Annotated in this window: 2 protein-coding genes and 1 pseudogene; all 3 read right to left on the bottom strand. The window is 48.3% G+C overall.

What is annotated here, in order from left to right; genetic code table 11:
* Window positions 1-283, bottom strand: a 283-nt coding sequence (locus LPW36_RS17575; protein ID WP_230611882.1) for a two-partner secretion domain-containing protein, incomplete at its 3' end; no start/stop codon positions are given.
* 34 nt (window positions 284-317) lie between these two features.
* Window positions 318-1,772, bottom strand: a pseudogene (locus tag LPW36_RS17570) (ShlB/FhaC/HecB family hemolysin secretion/activation protein); the annotation flags it as partial.
* A 15-nt stretch (window positions 1,773-1,787) separates the two neighbouring features.
* Window positions 1,788-1,898, bottom strand: a 111-nt coding sequence (locus tag LPW36_RS17565) for an IS1 family transposase (RefSeq protein WP_230607651.1), incomplete at its 5' end; no start/stop codon positions are given.

Here is a 1,898-nt window from a genome sequence, read left to right as displayed (position 1 = left end):
GTCCGCCCAGTTGGGTCTGATTCAGTGCTCCTGTGGCATTGTTTAAAATCAGCCCGTCTTTACCGACGTTAAAATTCTGGTACTGGTTATGGGAAACCCCCGCGCCGTTTGGCGTGGCGATATTCACCACCGGGACACCGTTAGCCGCCTTATCCGTTGAAGTATTGCCAGCGGCGACATCTATCCCTGCCGCCAGTGCCGGTGCCATTGGCTGAATACACAACAGCACGCTAATCAGATAGCTCAGTACACGACGGCGGGTTGAAACGGGTAACACATCCATGTTGTTTTTCGTTGTTATTATTCCGGGTATTTAATTAGAACATAAGTCCTATGCGGTAATAGATGGAGTACCGGTCAGCATCAAGCCAGTCCGGGTATTTCAATGGTTTAGAAACCGTAAAACTGCTGGAAACATGGCGATGAGACGTCGACAGCCCAACCGCCGCTCCCCAGAGAGTACCGGAAGCATATTTATCCAGACTATCATGTTGCAGGTAGCCACCATCAACAGCAGTCACCAGACTCACCTGCCCCATCACCGGCATCGTAAACAGGTAGGTATTCAGCTCGTTTCGCAAGTAGCCACCGCTGTCCCCTGCCAAATATTGTTCTTTAAAACCTCTTACTGAGCTTTCGCCACCAAGAGTTAAACGCTCGCTGCCGTATAGCCGATCGGGGGTCCATTGACCGTATATGCTGCTTAACCAGGTAACGCGTTCAGTTATCGGGAAGTAGTAGCTGCCAGACAGACTCCATCGGGAGAATTCCGCTTTGGGTGAACCGGATAGTTTTCCGTCATCATCTTCAGCCCCCAGCCATGGTACACCCTGGCTGAAAGCCGGATTGAGCGTGGCAAAACCACCCCATAATTTTTGACCGTGATTGACACCAACAGTGAAACTGGAGAGTTTACGGCTGCTGCTTTGCAACAGTACATCGTTAAGGTAATTGCGACTGATGCGATGCGTTATCCCCAGAGAGAGGCCGGTTTTAATATCCCCATCGCGATACAATGTCCAACTGCTGTTCAGGCGATGGGTTTGAGTATCGCCTCGTGAACGCCAGTAATAGCCCCGGTTATCAATACTGCTCAGGTAGTCACTCCAGGAGTAACTGTAATCAAACAGTCCGTAGCCATAAGGTACGCTGACGCTGGCCTGTAAGCTCTGAGCATCATGACTGTTGGATAAATCGCTGCTTTTAGCGCCGCTAACAAACCACTTATCGGCGATCCTTAAAAGATTATTGCCAGTAATCGACGCATTCATCTGTCCGGTACCGGTACTTTTTTGTCCGCTGTTATCAAAACCCAGCGTGAAACTGAGTGGAAATTCGGGTGCAGCACTCAAACTTACCACCGATAATCCCTGTTCGCTTCCCGGTAGAATTTCGATTTGTACCGGAACCGTTCTTACGCGGTTAATTTGTTCCATGCCCTGCTCAATATCCCGCAAGTTAAAGATTTTTCCTTCCAGACCCGGAAACGCCATACTCACTGCGGTGGTTGACTCCCCCTCCAGCAATACTTTTTCCAGTTTGCCTTCCAGTACCCAAATATTCAGCGTTCCGGAAGAGAGATCCTGTTCGGTTAAAAACGCCCGGCTGGTAATATAACCGCGGCTGATATACCACTCGGAAACCGCTTCCACTAATTTGGAGATCTGTGAAATACCAATACATTGATTAATATAGGGCTGAGTGAGCTGGTTTTTATCTTTTTCTGATAGCTTTGTTGCCTGTGCAATATCAATTTGAGTAATAGAAAAACAGGTCGTGACGCAGATTTAGTGGTAATGATTGATCGTCAGATACCATCCGATGATCTTATCGTGCATTTCTTCTGACTTTGAGAAGCAGATAGTCTTGCGGGTCAACCGTTTAAGATGGGTTCGCAA

It is taken from the genome of Limnobaculum eriocheiris, assembly GCF_021010575.1.
In the GTDB taxonomy this organism is placed as follows: domain Bacteria; phylum Pseudomonadota; class Gammaproteobacteria; order Enterobacterales; family Enterobacteriaceae; genus Limnobaculum; species Limnobaculum eriocheiris.
Note: the sequence above shows the minus strand (reverse complement) of the source record. Positions and strands in the feature narration are given on the sequence as shown.